This window comes from Priestia abyssalis (assembly GCF_002019595.1).
Classification (GTDB): domain Bacteria; phylum Bacillota; class Bacilli; order Bacillales; family Bacillaceae_H; genus Bacillus_BA; species Bacillus_BA abyssalis.
Genome location: NZ_KV917369.1, coordinates 3,006,739 through 3,020,939 on the forward strand (window position 1 = coordinate 3,006,739; position 14,201 = coordinate 3,020,939).

A 14,201-nucleotide genomic window follows, 5' to 3' on the forward strand; every position below is an offset into this window, starting at 1 on the left:
AGCCGCTTAAGTCTAGAAAATTAGGCATGGCCGTTCCTTTGGTCATATCGAATTTTCTAAATCGATCTATATAGCCTCCCCATTCGTTTAGCAAGGAAAAAATGATAGTAAGAAGTAATAGAGACTGGTCCAAAAAGTTGTTTACCAACGACCTTTTGACCCAGCCTCTATTTTTCTAAATACTAATATAAAATTATACTACGTTCGGCTATTATAGGCGCTGTTCTTTCATTTTTTTATTTAACCTTTCTTCCAAAACATGAATCATATACAGGAAGTGGTCCGCTTCCCGTACAACATGGTCTGCTAATAAAGGGTTTATCACGCTGCGAATCTGGCAAGACTTAATAAGATCCAGCCCGGTTTTCTTAAATGCTCGAAGTTCTGTAGCGGCGCTTTCACTGTCTTTATTCATTTTGCCGATAATCGGATAAGTAGGCTGCTTGTGATATAACATCGATTCTACATCCCTTGCCTGATTTAAAAGTATCTCAAAATCATCTCCAAATTTTCTGGCTGTATTGACTAGATTTCTTTCAGACTGGTCCAATAATGAAGAAATAAAACGGGAGTGTTCCATCATAATTCTAAGCCAAAATACATTTTCATTAATAATGGCATCCTGAATGGGCTCTAAGACGCCCTTATTAAATTTTTTTAGTGTCCTCATAAAATATTCTGCTTCCCGTGCAATGTGGTCAACAAGCAAAGGAAAATTGAAGCCGCTTACCTTACAATTGATGATCATTATAAGCAGATTTCTTTTGAAATTGCGAAAACCATGCACTAATTCTATACTTTCCTCATTTAACTTCCTTACCAAAGCTGCATTATTCGGCACTTGATATGCCTTTTTTTCTTGCTGTTCAAAATAATGATAAAACCTATCTGTTTGTTGTATAAGTTGAGTGTCTTTTCGATTAAACCCATCACCTAAAAATAAAGCATGTTCTTTCATAATTCTGAGCCAAAATCTATTTTCAGTGAGAGAGCGCTCAATAAATAACTGTTCGGTAAGAGATTCAGGTTTCGCGGCAAACGATTCAGGTGAAACTAACATTTGATTAAACTGATCAACGCTAACATGGCCAGGCAGCTGCGGTTGATTTTGCATATTCCACCCCCTAAACTAATGTTTCAATATCCATCATATTTAGTTAAAAATCATAATATGTCCTGATCCAGCAACAATTTCTTATAATAACTTGAGATAAAGGAAACTTCTATCAGCGGGGGGTCTTTCTGCCCGTTAATGCGGAATAAAAACTGTTATCGGCAAAAAACGAGGTTGGGTGCATAGTACCCAACCTCGTTTTTATTGACATAAGTCTAAAAGTAAGAAGCAAACTGATTTCCTTTGGTCATAACATCGTTAATAGTAATCCAAGTATAGGTTCCTGTCATTCAAAGAATAATAAGAATTGCATGATGATATGGAAATTTCTAGCCAAGCTTAAAGGAGATTTTAAGCGGACATGTCAAATCAAATCAGACCAAACTTTCAAGTAAATTCTTTTTTACTGTTTTTTATGATTCATTCTGCTCAGCTGGGAATAGGGATTTTAGTTTTTCAACGGGCACTTGTAAAAGAGGCAGGTTATGATAGCTGGATTAGTGTCCTCTTAGCTGGCTTAATGGCTCACCTTTCCCTCTTTTTTATTTTTCAGATGTTAAAATATGAGCATCAAGACATTTCGGAAATCCACCAATTCGTTTACGGAAAATGGCTGGGAAGATTGTTTACGCTTTTCATTATCGTTCAATTCATCTGGACAGGTTTAACTGTTTTACATGCTTATATAAGGATCGTTCAAATATGGATGTTTCCAACTCTTCCAACATGGTTTCCAACCTTAATCATCTTGATACTTGCTTATTACACGATCGCAGGCGGCTTTCGTGTCATCGTTGGAATGTGTTTTTTTAAGATTATTCTTGCTTTCATCATTACTCTTCCGATGTTTCTTACACTAAGTTATGCTCAATGGGGGAATTTATCGCTGGTTCCTGTCCATACAATGACTGAACTTTGGAATGCAACAAAAACCGTCACCTTTAACTATGCCGGAATGATCACGATCTTGGTGTATTATCCATTTATCAAAGAGGGGCAAAAATCAAAAAGTTATGCTCATTTAGGAAATGCCGCTACCATCTTTTTGTATTTACTGGTTACATTCATGTGCTTTCTGTTTTATAGCGAAAAGCAATTAACAATTACGATTTGGCCGTTTTTGACCATGACCAAAACAGTATCATTTACCATTATTGAACGCTTTGAGCTTGTATTTGTTGCTGCCTGGGTTCTCGTTATCGTACCAATCGTCATTCAGAATTTATGGTGCGCGAGCCGTTTAGCCAAAAAAATCTTTAAAGTGAAACAAAAATATCCGCTCATTCTATTCATGATGATTTATGTCATTGTTTCTCATTTTATAGATGATGCTCATGAGGTTCGTTTGTTATATGAGTGGAATGCGAAATTTGGTTTTTATGTAAGCTATGTTTATATACTTGTCCTGTTTTTAGGGTATATGCTGATGCGAAAAATAAAGAGCCGGGCTCAGCCATCCTAAAAAAGCCTCCTAAAATACAGACCACCTCTATTTCAGGAGGCTACCCATCTTCTCTTTCCCATTTCTTTCACCCCGTTATCTTTGATCAATCACTCCTTAATTTATATACATTTCGCTTAATAACTTGGCACATCTTCATTCCATCGAGGGACTTTCCCAACCGGTCATTCAGACACCTTGAATTGGCCCGCAAAGGTTTAAGACATTCGGCATGGCTGTCCTTTGGTCATGTCGAATTTTCTAAATGGATTTATATAAATAAAGGTTTAATATTTTGCTATTTTGTGAAAATACTTTTTAAAAAGAACAAAAGCTTAGTTGAGCCGCTTCGAAACTGAATTCATTCTATGTAAAAACGACGATTATTTTAATAGAAGGAGATGTGATTATGGAAACAAAAGCAGCCCAGTCAACCTTTATGAAAGATCAGCAAGTGGAGAACATTCAACCCTCCTATTCCATTAAAGATATTTATGGAGAAGAATTCATTTACAACCCGAAACTGTATGCGGAGGATTATCAACATTTTTCCAGTGATTTGCTAAGTTTGGAGGCATTGACCGGAAGGGAATTGAGTGTTGTGGGGGATGCACCGGTTGTTTGTCATGCGGGAGCTGTTACACCATCCGCTTTGGCCCTCCTGCATAAGGGCGGACTTCATACACCTCCAGTTTGTTATACTTACCGAAATGATAAAGAATATATGGATGTTCTTCATAATCTTTATAAACAAAAGAAAAAAATCATTTTCCAATACCCTCATCCTGAAAAGAAGGTTTCATCCGAGCTGTATTGGATTGATCCTGAAGTGCTAGCGTACTTATGTGATAAGCGAAATATTCCTGAGCTTGTACCTGCAGAAAATGTACCGAAACGAAGAATGATGAGCCTCGATCAAATTCTGGAGGAAAAACCGGAGCTGCCGATTGTCCTAAAAACGGGTGATGGCCGGCCGACCTCAGGCGGGTGCGGTGTATTGCTCGTTAAAGAAGAAAAGCAATTATATGAAATGGACGAGACCTTTGGTGATTTATCCAACATCATTGTGGAAGAATATATCGAGTGTGACCAAAATATTTCCGTTCATTATATGGTAAACAAAAAAGGTGAAGTTCATTTTTTAGGAAAATCGGAACAACTTGTAAATAAAGACGGCTGTTTCCGCGGAAGCTGGATTACGGTAGATGTGGAAGAACAAATAGCTCATATTATTGAAACCGGCTATGGTGTCATGAAAAAAATAGCTGATAAAGGATACGTGGGCGTGGCGGGATTTGATGTACTCATTTGTGACGATCGTTATTATTTTATCGATTTAAATGTGCGCTTTAATGCATCGACGTGCGGATTGTTGCTGTATCACGATATCCGAAGAAAATTCGGCAAAGAAATCGTGCGGCTTTGTAATCTTGAATGGACAAGCGATTTTGACTCCCTTATACCGGTTGTAGAAACATACATGACAAGAGATCAATTCGTTCCATTAAGCTTATTAGATGCAAATTATTTTCCAGGTGAAAATGGAGTATCAAAAGTGATCGGCCTTGCCATCGGGCATTCCGCTGAAGAGGTAGAGGATGTTCTTGAGGAAATGACGAAAGAAGGCCTTACTCATAGGGAGTAACAGAACTAGGTTAATAGAATGGAAGCCTGCACTGATACCAATGTTGATAACCAAAACGGGCCTCGCTTATAAGCAAGGCTCGTTTGATATATCTATTGTTCAATTTAATGTAGTTTATTTCTACAAATTGAACGTTAACTTTTAACGTATAACATGCACTGAACTGTCGAGAGGGCTCGTGTGGGTCCTCTCCTCTAAATAATAGAATAGAAATGATTAATATACAGCAGTATTCTTTTTCTTTAAAAATTTTATCCCCCTCTTTTTTAAAATAATAATGAATGTTGCAGCACCATTAACGCCTAAAATTCCGACTAGACATTTAATTAAAAAGGCTGTATCAGGTGCATATGAGTATATAATATGCCAAGGTGAACCAAACAAATAAATTAATGCGGGGATTAAAGAAATTGATAATATTATGGATAATATTGCAATCATACTCCAGAAATTCATATGCTTGATATTTTTTCGTTTCAATCGAATTAGATTCACTAAAGCTAATATTGCCAATGTACAAGTCACTATCAATGCCATCCATTGCATCTGATGGTTTTCCTTTGGTATAGCAGGCATCTGTTTATCTTCTATAATAGTTTTAATACCGTCCCTAATATAAGAAGTATGCATCACTTCAGAAAAGTTGTTTTTGTTAGTAAGCAAGATAAATCCATAATTCTTTTTAAGATTTATGAAAAGTTCAGCACGTGAATCAGGTGTTTCACCCCCATGGAAAAAAAACTCATCATTCTTTTCTGTAGAAATCCTCCAGCCTAAACCATAATTCATGTTATCTTTTCTCTCGACTTGAGGGGAAAAATAAATATCAAAATATTGATCAGATAATAACTCCCCTCCCTCCAACAAGAAATTTATGTATTTTGTTATGTCATTGGAGGTTGATGCCATATAACCATATGGAACTCCACTGTCATCAAAGACATTCTTACTTTTTATAGGCTTTCCAAACCAAGACTGAAAACCAGGCTGATACCCAAGGCTGGTTGCGGTTGCAAAGTTTGAGACTGTATGGTTCATATCCAAACTTGAAAGAATTTCTGAATCCATAAAATCTGAAAAAGTTTGATCTGTTACTTTTTCAATAATTGAACCTAAGAGTAAATAGTTGGCGGCGCTATATTGATGAACTTCTCCAGGTTCATGATTAAGTCTTACATCATTAAGTTTTTTAACTGCTTGGTTGATCGCATCTTTTCCTCTTAATTTAAGCTCAGCAATTTTTAACCCCTCATAAGAGCTGATTCCACTTGTATGAGTTAATAAATGTCGGATAGTTATGTTGTTTTCAAAGCCATTTTTATTATAAGTAAATGAAGTGATATAAGTATCAATCGCATGATCAAGCTCAATCTTCCCTTGATCAACCAACCTTAGGATAGCGAGACTGGTCAAGGGTTTACTAACTGAACCTAATGTAAACAATGTATCTGCTGTAACAGGTGTACCGTCACTCTGAATCCCCCAGTTCTCTTGAAATATTATTTCTCCATCTTTAATGACGGCTAGTGAAGCACCAGGAATTTGATATTCTTTTATTGCTTCATCCATATACTCTTGCATTAGATTCGTTTGGTCATTACTTTCAACATCAATGGCTAATGAGATTATAGTGATTGTGATTAGCAATAAACATAGAATCACTTTTTTCATGTATCTTCACCTATTTTTCTATTAATTTTTCATTTCACCTTATTTAATTGGTTGACCAACCAATTTCTTATTAATAAAAGAAATCTATTCTTTTAAATAGATCTCTAACAATTTTAATAAAAGGTGGTAAGCACCATCTATATCAAATTCATCATCTACAATCTTCTGTAGAGCTAATCCATCAAAGCAAGCTAACAGGATGCTGGCCATTGCATTAGTATCTTCAGAACCACTAACAATGGATTGCAATGGTTTGGATAGACTTTCTCTTCCTTCCTTTAAAATAACAGCCACTTCTTGTTGAATTTCCGGATTTTTTAGTCCTAAAGAATAGATTTCATAACGCCAACGATACCAATCAGCGTCTTTTTCTGCCCTAGATTTTATCTCTTGTAATGTTTCCATTGGAGATAAAGAGTCCCTTTGTTCATAATTTTTATGATATTGCTGTTGAACTTGATTCTGAACGGCAAATAACAATGCTTCCTTATTCTTGAAATAATAATGAACAAGTCCAGGAGTAATATCAGCTTCTTTTGCAATATCTTTTATCGATGCATTTGTAAAACCTTTTCTAACAAATACTTTGTATGCTGCATCAATTAAACGTTGACGTTTATCTTCATTTTTCATTTTTTCACCTCAGTTATTTGGTCAACCAACCAAATTATAAAACTTTCCAATAATTTAGTCAAACATATTTAAAATCACTTAAAGGGTAAAACAACCTTTTATCCCCATAAAAGGTCCCGTCATACAAATCCAGGAAAACCAAGTTTTTTGTGACGGGGCCTCTTAGAAAAAATCAGCATTTGTGATTGAGTAAAGACTTGCGAGACACCCTATTTAAAGCTTGATGATAAAACATAACGTATTTTACGAACGCACGCTCTTTACAGCGTGCTTTTTGCGATACGAGGGCTTGATTTCAGCAATTAAGACGGCCATCAAAATTAACATAGCTCCCAGCACCATTCGGCCTGCCAGCACTTCTTTTAAAAATAAAACGGATAATACCATACCAAAAAGTGATTCTGTTGATAAAATAATAGCGGCCTTTGCAGCAGTTGTATATTGATGTGCTATATTTTGGAAGATATAAGCTATTGTGGTTGAAAAGACTGCTAAATACACAATCGAATACATGGCTTCTTTTTCCATCGTTGTCGGTATATCACCTTGAATGAACACCACGGCTGCACTAATGAGAGATGCTGTTATGAATTGTACAATCGTCAATGAAATGGCATCTTCCTTTTGGACAAAAAGATTTGTATAAAAAATATCAAAAGCAAAGCCGACTGCACATAAAAGAGACAATACATCACCTATGTTAATTGTCATAGAACCTTGCAATGATAAAAGGCCAATGCCTACAATGGCTAGACCTGAGCCGAATAGTTCATACCGATCAATTCTCCGTTTGTAAACGAGATAAGCAATGATCGGTACAATTACAACATTGACGGCTGTTAAAAAGGCATTTTTAGACGGTGTGGTATATTCCAAACCGACCGTTTGTAAAGCAAAAGCGATGTATAAAATGGTTCCTAAGATGGCGCCTTTCCACACGACAGATGTTGTGAATTTTTTGAACTTGTATCCAAATAGCATGATAAGTATGATTGTAGCCAAAACAAACCTTCCTGCCATTACTTGATAAGCGGTTAAATATTCTAGCGCAATAGCCGTTACAACAAATCCACTGCCCCAAATAATGGCGGTTACGAGCAACATGCCGTCACCAATGTATGGTTTCATTGTTTCCCCTCCTGACTAGATTAAGGATATCATGAGAGGAAATGCAATAATTTGATTACTTTTCCAAACTTTCAAGCTTATTTTTGGATTGATTCCAATAAAGGAAATAAAGGAAACTTCCATCGGCGAGGGTGTTCCTTCATCTGCCACTGATCCTTCTTCGATTTCTCTCAACCCCTGTTTACTGCCCGTTAATGGAGGATACAACAGCCGGCCCTTCAATGGCTTTATGCAGTAAGTACAATTTAACCGCTGCGGATAAATGCTCATAAAAAACGAGTTCATTATCAAAAGGTTCGATTAATTGGCGTATTTTTGCCATGCGATAGCGAATGGTATTCGGATGACAATAATGTGCGGCCGCTGTTTCTTTCACATTCCCTTTTTTCAACACAAAGGTCACTGCCGTATTCAGCAAATCCCGATCTGCCTTTTCTTCTAGAAGCGGTTCCAAATACATTTTTATATAATTGTTTGCGAATGTGGCATCCTTTCGATAAAGCTCGATAAGCAGTCGATCCGATGCGAGCTGTTCATAATGACAAATAGGTTTCATTTCAATTCCTGCCATAATACGAGCATAGTAGGCTTCTCTCACAGCTAGATGAATTTCGGTGTGCGTCGAGTGTACTTGGCTATAGCCAAGTATGAATGCATCTGTTGGAATTGCATAAAGCGCCATCCATTCCTTTAGTATCTTTTCAAATTGGAGTTGTTTGAATTTATCTGTAAAAAGAATGAACATACTTTGTTTATATGTACAAATAATACCAGATCTCAAAAAGGACTCGAGTTTGAAAAAGGCATCCATCCATTGGGAGTCCTCGGATTGTTTCATTTGAATATTCGCTGCAAACACATATTTCTCAAACGGTTTATTCATTTGTTGTAAGAAAGATTGTATTTGTTTCTCTGAAACCTCTTCTTCAATGAAACATCTCATCACATTTTCTAAAAAGAGCTTATTGTCCCTTTGTTTAATTTGATCCATCGCTTCCAAAATGATAACCTCAAAAAATTCATCCCCACCAAAACGTAAAATCGGGAAATCGTGCTCATTTGCAAAAGTTAGGACTTCATCTGGTAACTCTTTAAAGATCACTGGCTTATAGGCTAAAGCACTTACCTTTAATTCAATCAGCTTTTTCAACATTTCGATTAAGCGTTCCGGCTTTTCGTTCGCAAATAATAAGCTGCTGAGTACAATGCTGTGGGGGCTGAAGGCCGTGTCTCTCACTTGCTGAATGCCTGCCGCAAACTCAAAGTCTAAAATTTCAACACTTTGGACTGAATGATGTAATGCATGGCCGCCGGCTACAACCGAAAAATCTTTTGTAACGGACAGCTGCAAAAAATTCTTTACGGTCATCATCATAACCACCATCCTTTCTATAATATAGATAACATCATTATTAAGAATTATAAAAGACTGGATAAGGAAAGATAAGAAAAAAATAAGGAAGTATACAAACGGTGAAATTCCTAACCATTATGTTTTTCATTATTGGGCGAACAGGTTTTTGCATGATACTTTTTTATAACTCCAGACCAACTTCAATAATAGGAGAGTATATGTACCGAGTCATAAATTCTGGATTTGGGGTTATTCTTGTATTGATTAGCAGCATCAGTACGGTTTTACTATTCGTTTTACCTTTATTGATGCTAGAAAAAATAGGGAAGAAATCATTTCTAAGCTTTTTCTTACTGAATCCCCTTTCGGTTCACAAAAAAAATCCAAATCAAAACTAGCTGAACAAAAAAGAGGGCAACAGAGAAGATTCTTCCCTGCTGCCCTCTCCTTGCTACAACGGACCCTTCATTTCTTGAATCTTTTCGCTTTAGTTTACCTTACAATAAGCGGATCGTATAACCCCAAAAAAGCTTCATCAAAATGAGCCTTTCATCTCAACTTTTCTGCATCTGTTCCTTTATTTCTTCAATCGTGTATCCTCTTTCCTTTAATTGTCGAATAAGAGCTAAGCGCTCCAATGACGATATCCTGGGGTAACGGCGAGTTAAACGTGTATCCTCCTGGTCGAACGGAAGAATTCCTTGTTCTGTATAATATTTCAAGGTGCTGTAGCGCATTTCTGACAACCGGACGAGTTCACTGATCGTCACATAGTCCGACTCCATGATTTTTTCCATGCTTCTTCTTCTCGACATACATCATCCCTCTTTTATTCCGATTAAAGGAACACAGACTAACACCGCCGCGTCCTGGGGCAACGTCTGCGTGACCCGCATCGTGCGGGCCCCACTGATGGAAGTTTCTTTTATACTACTACCGTTATAAATACAGCATCCATTTCGGAGATGAGCTGCTGGATGCGCTTAATCGTTTTCCATTCCTCTTCATGTGTTTTTTGCAGTTCCTTCAACCGGCTTTTCAATTGTTTTTGCTCATAGCTGGAAAAATAATGTTTCAACATTTTTGCTTTTTCGAGTAAAAAGCATAATGTGGCCGTTTCCTTCGTCACTGCACCGTCTTCCAGCAGCTCGGCACGAATCTTTTGAACGATTGGATCTTGCGCATCGTTTTTTACTATTGTCTTACGTGTTTTAAGCAAACCAAATGTGTTTTTTTCATGGATTTCCAGCAAATCTTTTTCCGCCAAAGATGCTGTCACCGCTTCATATACATATTTCCGTTTCTTCCATCCATTATAAAAAACGGACATCCACTTTTTGAATTTTTTCGTCTTTTTGCTTTCTTGAATCATATGAAGCAGTCGATCCATCGCCTCGTTTTCAGTCTGTGTTCCTTTCTTGATTTCTATTGCATCGCGGTCGTCTAATTCAATCTTCCCTTGTAGGATTAAATCCATAAATAAGGCGCCAATACTGTACAATTGAATGGTTTTTTCTTTTCCTGCAAAATTCCCCGGACTCTTATTATGTTTCCAGGCCAATAATAAAAATTCTTCTGCAATCGTTAAGTCATAAACCATCTATATCCCCCACTTTGTGATTTTTTCACAATTTAGTTACTACTTATCACTTAATACTTACATTATATGTAAACATCAATAAGGATGCAACAAAAAAGCACTGGCATTGTAAACATGTCCAGTGCTTTCTTGCTTATAATAAGCTAATCACATATCCTCCAACAGCCGCTGCCGCTACGACCATCCACGGGGCTGCCTTCCAATACACAAAAAGCGTAAAGGCGCCCAACGCAAGGGCAAAATCGGCTGGACTCTTGATGGCACTTGTCCAAACCGGATCATAAAGGGCAGCGAGTAAAATACCGACAACCGCCGCATTGATTCCCATTAATGCCGCTTGAAAAGCTGGTCTCCGTCTTAGCGTGTTCCAAAACGGCAAGGTTCCAAGAACAAGCAAGAAGGATGGGAAAAACATCGCAATCGTGGCAATGAGAGCCCCTTGCCAACCCGCCATAATGGTTCCTAAATAACCGGCAAAGGTAAAGAGCGGTCCTGGTACAGCCTGTGTCGCACCATAACCGGCGAGAAATTCTGCTTCTGTTACCCAGCCTGGCGGAACGACCTCGCGCTCCATCATCGGTAAGACAACATGCCCTCCACCGAATACGATCGATCCGACCCGGTAAAATGTATCAACCATCGAAATCCATACGGATGGAGCCGCTTGCCTTAAAATTGGCAAACCAGCAAGCAAGCCAAAAAACAGCACCCAGGCGATGATCCCGGTTGATTTGCGTATGGTGATGACCATATCTTCCGCTGGTTTCATCTCCACCTTTTTATAAAGGATATAGCCGATGATTCCCGCAATGATGATCGTCAAAATTTGGCCGAGAGCACTCGGATAAAACAATGTAATGAATGCTGCAATGACGGCCATGGTGATTCTTGTCCGGTCAGGCGTCAAATTTTTCCCCATTCCGAGTAACGCCTGGGCGACGACAGCAACGGCGACAATTTTCAATCCGTGGATCCAACCTGAATCAGCCGCGTCAAATCCCTGTAATACATAAGCAAAAATGATAAGTGCAATAACAGACGGCATGGTAAAGCCGACCCACGATAAAACCCCGCCTACGATGCCGCCCCGCACCATTCCAATGGAAATTCCAACCTGGCTGCTTGCCGGCCCGGGCAGGAATTGGCAAAGCGCCACTAAATCCGCATAGCTGCGATCATCAAGCCACTTTCTTTTCTTCACATATTCATCCCGAAAATAACCGAGGTGAGCAACCGGCCCGCCAAATGACGTTAATCCGAGTTTGGTCGACACAAGCAAAATTTCAAGCCAGCGCCCCCATAATGATGATGGTTTATTCATGCCTGGTATCCCCCTCTTCCTTCAATACTTCTTTTGCAAGCTCCCTAATTTGCTGTTTCGCTCCTTCAAGCATCTCAATCCCTTTTTCCGTAATCGTGTAATATTTTCGGATTTTACCGTCCACCAATTTTTCTACCCTATGCAGCAACCCATCTTTTTCGAGCTGGTGAAATGTCGGATAAATCGTCCCCGGACTGATTTTGTACCCATGGGACGCCAGCTCCTCGATCATATAAGCTCCGTAGACCGGTTCGATTTTCGCATGATATAAAATGTGGATTTTGATGGAGCCTAAAAAAAATTCCCGCAGCATGCTGGACACCCCTTTCTGATATCGATTCTTGATATCGGATAGTGATATTATAACAAATATGTTTTCTTCTTTTTGTAAATTGTTTGTTAAGTTTTTCACCTTTGGACGATGTATTGTGTCGGTACCGCGGCGCTGACCATCAACGCCCTTTCTCCTCATATTCATCATCCAATCGGAAACGTATGGGTGGACTTGGTGATTGGGGGTCTTCTATTCGGGTTTGGGGTCGGCATCTTATTTAAAATGGGCGCTTCATCTGGAGGCATGGATATTTTGGCGCTTATAATTCCCTCTTTTACAAAATGGACCCCCGGCAAAACATTGTTTTGGATTAACAGTTCCATTTTACTGGCCGCCGGCTTGGTCATTGATTGGAAAGTCGCCTCCGCATTTCTTATGTTTCCATAAATTTCATGGATGAAAGCTAAAAAATAAATTCACCCTTTACGATTCCCGTTATCATAGTATTTATGCGTGTGGATAAATATCCCAGCAACGTCCCTTTTCATAGCTTGATAATATTGGAAGCTCTAAAAGGTTGATAGATTACTAAGATTCATGTGAGAATAGTAGTCGTTGAGTCAAACAAAACGAGGAGGTCATCAACGTATGAAAAACAGAAAACTTCGTTTCGCGACTATTATTGGAGCTATGTCATTTGGATTATTAGCTACACAAACTCAGGCAGATGCCTCAACGATAAATTGTCCAGTATATTCAAAACAGAATGTTCAACATATGAATGTTCAAAATGTAAATAATATTGATGAGCTGTTCAAAAAATTTAATATTCAAAAACCAACAGTACAACAAGCGGCTCCTGCTCCGCAAGCATCTAACCATGTACAAGCACAGCCTGCACAGAAAGCAGCTCCTGCTCCACAAGCGAGCAAGGAAGCTCAAGCACAGCCGGCAGCAGCCAAACCAACTGCCCAAGCATCATCTGTGAGCGCATTTGAAAAGAAAGTAGTGGAGCTTGTTAACCAAGAAAGACAAAAGCAAGGTTTGCAAGCATTGCAGTTAGATACAAAATTAAGTGATGTCGCCCGTGAGAAATCAAAAGATATGATGAATAAAAACTATTTCAGCCATACTTCACCAACATACGGATCACCCTTCGATATGATGAAGCAATTTGGTATCCAATATCGCACAGCGGGTGAAAACATCGCAAAAGGCCAGCAAACACCGGAAGAAGTCATGAACGGGTGGATGAACAGTAACGGTCACCGCAAAAATATTTTAAGCCCGAACTTTACACATATTGGTGTTGGATATGTAGAAGGCAGCGGCTCAACTTATTGGACACAAATGTTCATAGGTAAATAATGTATCGTTTATGATAAAGGGAGCGTCGGAAAAAACCTGGCGCTCCCTTTCATATATCAGGCATTACCGGGCAATAAGCCCTCAGCTGCTGGAAGTTCCCCTTATCATTTATTGATTATCGAGGATGATACAAAAGGCATAGTAAAACAGCCAGCAATCCAACTGACTGTTTCACTAAACTAATATGCCAACGCCTGTCACGACTACTCCTAGTATTATCCAAAACATCTTTCTTGCATACCATGGCAGTAGATCGAGCAAAAAACTGAAAAGAAACATCCACCACTCGCCTGTAGATGATGTACAACCTCCCATGCCCTGTTCCTCATGGTTTTTCCTGGAATATAAAAGACCGATCATCAAAAAGGTCAACCCAAGCATCGTTACCCATGCTTTGACGAACAATAGGTCCTTTCCTTTTGTAACCAGTATGAGAACCAAAGCTGCCACCATTAGCGTTAAAACTATATAAAACACTCTTTTGAGCATTCGTCTCATGAACGTATAAATTCCTCTCTTCTTGCAGTATATTAATGTTATTTTAGTATCAATCATCCTAAGTAAACAGTGGGAATTATAGGGGATAAAAAACGACTCCCCTTTATGGAGAGCCGTACGTCTTTATATATTATATAAATACAATTTAAGTGTT

The 14,201-nt window shown here is 38.5% G+C and carries 13 protein-coding genes and 1 pseudogene; 4 read left to right on the forward strand and 10 right to left on the reverse strand.

What is annotated here, in order from left to right:
* Positions 1–211 precede the first annotated feature (211 nt).
* Positions 212–1,114: a DUF2935 domain-containing protein gene (locus BK575_RS14400; RefSeq protein WP_078410993.1), complete on the reverse strand. Its 903-nt coding sequence runs from the start codon at positions 1,112–1,114 to the stop codon at positions 212–214.
* A gap of 361 nt (positions 1,115–1,475) precedes the next feature.
* On the opposite strand from BK575_RS14400, the gene BK575_RS14405 reads away from it, so the two are divergent.
* Both BK575_RS14405 and BK575_RS14410 read left to right on the forward strand, forming a co-directional pair.
* A complete protein-coding gene (locus tag BK575_RS14405) occupies positions 1,476–2,576 on the forward strand; it encodes a GerAB/ArcD/ProY family transporter (protein WP_078410994.1) in 1,101 nt (366 codons plus the stop codon).
* A 388-nt stretch (positions 2,577–2,964) separates the two neighbouring features.
* On the forward strand, positions 2,965–4,200 hold the full coding sequence (locus BK575_RS14410) for an ATP-grasp domain-containing protein (RefSeq protein ID WP_078410995.1): 1,236 nt from the start codon (positions 2,965–2,967) through the stop codon (positions 4,198–4,200).
* Between the two features lie 216 nt (positions 4,201–4,416).
* Here BK575_RS14410 and BK575_RS14415 read toward each other — a convergent pair whose 3' ends face one another.
* From BK575_RS14415 to BK575_RS14460, 8 genes are all read right to left on the reverse strand, one after another.
* A complete protein-coding gene (locus BK575_RS14415; protein WP_078410996.1) occupies positions 4,417–5,871 on the reverse strand; it encodes a serine hydrolase domain-containing protein in 1,455 nt (484 codons plus the stop codon).
* A gap of 84 nt (positions 5,872–5,955) precedes the next feature.
* Positions 5,956–6,504 (reverse strand): TetR/AcrR family transcriptional regulator, encoded by a 549-nt coding sequence (locus tag BK575_RS14420; protein WP_078410997.1) that lies wholly within the window; start codon positions 6,502–6,504, stop codon positions 5,956–5,958.
* Positions 6,505–6,747: 243 nt separating this feature from the next.
* Positions 6,748–7,632 carry a DMT family transporter gene (locus BK575_RS14425; protein ID WP_078410998.1) on the reverse strand — a complete coding sequence of 295 codons (885 nt, stop codon included), beginning with the start codon at positions 7,630–7,632 and terminating at the stop codon, positions 6,748–6,750.
* A 181-nt stretch (positions 7,633–7,813) separates the two neighbouring features.
* On the reverse strand, positions 7,814–9,007 hold the full coding sequence (locus tag BK575_RS14435) for a PucR family transcriptional regulator (protein WP_235867390.1): 1,194 nt from the start codon (positions 9,005–9,007) through the stop codon (positions 7,814–7,816).
* Positions 9,008–9,540: 533 nt separating this feature from the next.
* Entirely contained in the window at positions 9,541–9,801 is a 261-nt protein-coding gene (locus BK575_RS14445; protein ID WP_078411001.1) for a helix-turn-helix domain-containing protein, read from the reverse strand.
* Positions 9,802–9,911: 110 nt separating this feature from the next.
* Complete coding sequence (locus tag BK575_RS14450; RefSeq protein WP_078411002.1) at positions 9,912–10,586, reverse strand: GOLPH3/VPS74 family protein; 675 nt, start codon at positions 10,584–10,586, stop codon at positions 9,912–9,914.
* Positions 10,587–10,719: 133 nt separating this feature from the next.
* Positions 10,720–11,907: a chromate transporter gene (locus tag BK575_RS14455; RefSeq protein ID WP_078411003.1), complete on the reverse strand. Its 1,188-nt coding sequence runs from the start codon at positions 11,905–11,907 to the stop codon at positions 10,720–10,722.
* Entirely contained in the window at positions 11,900–12,220 is a 321-nt protein-coding gene (locus BK575_RS14460; protein WP_078411004.1) for a PadR family transcriptional regulator, read from the reverse strand. Before BK575_RS14460 ends, BK575_RS14455 begins: the two co-directional genes overlap by 8 nt.
* A gap of 105 nt (positions 12,221–12,325) precedes the next feature.
* On the opposite strand from BK575_RS14460, the pseudogene BK575_RS14465 reads away from it, so the two are divergent.
* Both BK575_RS14465 and BK575_RS14470 read left to right on the forward strand, forming a co-directional pair.
* Positions 12,326–12,628, forward strand: a pseudogene (locus BK575_RS14465) (YitT family protein); the annotation flags it as partial.
* Between the two features lie 201 nt (positions 12,629–12,829).
* Positions 12,830–13,549, forward strand: a complete 720-nt coding sequence (locus BK575_RS14470) for a CAP domain-containing protein (protein WP_078411006.1) — start codon at positions 12,830–12,832, stop codon at positions 13,547–13,549.
* Positions 13,550–13,723: 174 nt separating this feature from the next.
* Here BK575_RS14470 and BK575_RS14475 read toward each other — a convergent pair whose 3' ends face one another.
* The gene (locus BK575_RS14475) at positions 13,724–14,047 is read right to left on the reverse strand and encodes a hypothetical protein (RefSeq protein WP_078411007.1); all 324 of its coding nucleotides are present in this window, start codon (positions 14,045–14,047) and stop codon (positions 13,724–13,726) included.
* Between the last annotated feature and the right edge of the window lie 154 nt (positions 14,048–14,201).

Coding starts and splice junctions, on each gene's coding strand:
- BK575_RS14400 (WP_078410993.1), bottom strand. CDS start 1,114: ATGCAAAATCAACCGCAGCTGCCTGGCCATGTTAGCGTTGATCAGTTT.
- BK575_RS14405 (WP_078410994.1), top strand. CDS start 1,476: ATGTCAAATCAAATCAGACCAAACTTTCAAGTAAATTCTTTTTTACTG.
- BK575_RS14410 (WP_078410995.1), top strand. CDS start 2,965: ATGGAAACAAAAGCAGCCCAGTCAACCTTTATGAAAGATCAGCAAGTG.
- BK575_RS14415 (WP_078410996.1), bottom strand. CDS start 5,871: ATGAAAAAAGTGATTCTATGTTTATTGCTAATCACAATCACTATAATC.
- BK575_RS14420 (WP_078410997.1), bottom strand. CDS start 6,504: ATGAAAAATGAAGATAAACGTCAACGTTTAATTGATGCAGCATACAAA.
- BK575_RS14425 (WP_078410998.1), bottom strand. CDS start 7,632: ATGAAACCATACATTGGTGACGGCATGTTGCTCGTAACCGCCATTATT.
- BK575_RS14435 (WP_235867390.1), bottom strand. CDS start 9,007: ATGATGATGACCGTAAAGAATTTTTTGCAGCTGTCCGTTACAAAAGAT.
- BK575_RS14445 (WP_078411001.1), bottom strand. CDS start 9,801: ATGTCGAGAAGAAGAAGCATGGAAAAAATCATGGAGTCGGACTATGTG.
- BK575_RS14450 (WP_078411002.1), bottom strand. CDS start 10,586: ATGGTTTATGACTTAACGATTGCAGAAGAATTTTTATTATTGGCCTGG.
- BK575_RS14455 (WP_078411003.1), bottom strand. CDS start 11,907: ATGAATAAACCATCATCATTATGGGGGCGCTGGCTTGAAATTTTGCTT.
- BK575_RS14460 (WP_078411004.1), bottom strand. CDS start 12,220: ATGCTGCGGGAATTTTTTTTAGGCTCCATCAAAATCCACATTTTATAT.
- BK575_RS14470 (WP_078411006.1), top strand. CDS start 12,830: ATGAAAAACAGAAAACTTCGTTTCGCGACTATTATTGGAGCTATGTCA.
- BK575_RS14475 (WP_078411007.1), bottom strand. CDS start 14,047: ATGAGACGAATGCTCAAAAGAGTGTTTTATATAGTTTTAACGCTAATG.